The organism is Pseudomonas sp. PF05, assembly GCF_056521845.1.
In genome coordinates this window covers 1-741 of the sequence record NZ_JBWLPW010000072.1, presented here as the reverse complement: position 1 = coordinate 741, position 741 = coordinate 1, and the positions used below count along the sequence as shown (strand labels likewise).

Here is a 741-nt window from a genome sequence, read left to right as displayed (position 1 = left end):
AAAGCCTGGCGGACCGAACAGACGCTGGTGTCCTACCGCTACGACGGACGTTTCCGACTCATCGAAGCGACCAACGCCGCCGGTGAAAGCGAACGCTACGACTACGACGACCAGCACGTCATCCTCCAGCGACAACTGGCCGGTGGCGCGAGTTTTTATTGGGAATGGCAAGGCGTCGGCCCGGCGGTCCGCTGTGTGCGGCACTGGGCTTCGTTCGCGCAGATGGACAGCCGCTACACCTGGGGCGAGGACGGCAGCGTCACTGTCCAGAATATCGATGGCAGCCAGGAAGTGTACGTCCACGACGAGCGGGCGCGGCTGGTGCACCAGGTCGAGCCCGATGGCGGCGAGCACCTCAAGGCCTACGACGAACAGGGCCGGTTGATCGCCGAGCAGGACCCGCTGGGCGCCGTGACCGAATACCGCTACGACGAGGTCGGACGGTTGGTGGCATTGATTCCACCGGACGAGGCGCCGACGTCCTACGAATACCGCAACGGTTTCCTGCACACCCGTTCACGCGGCAAGGCCGTGTGGACCTACCGGCGCAATGCCCGCGGCGATGTGATCGTCCTCATCGGCCCGGACGGCCAGCGCACGGAATATGCCTACGACGCTCACGGGCAACTGCTGGCGACGTATGACCCGGACGGTAGCGAGCATCGGTTCACCTGGAGTCGCCTGGGCCAACTGACCGAAGAGATCCTGCCCGACGGCAGTCGCCGGTGTTTTTCCTACGAC

1 pseudogene is annotated in these 741 nt (G+C 64.8%); it reads left to right on the top strand.

Annotation, left to right across the window (positions count from 1 at the left end):
* Positions 1-741: pseudogene (locus tag AC09SL_RS29475) on the top strand (type IV secretion protein Rhs); the annotation flags it as partial.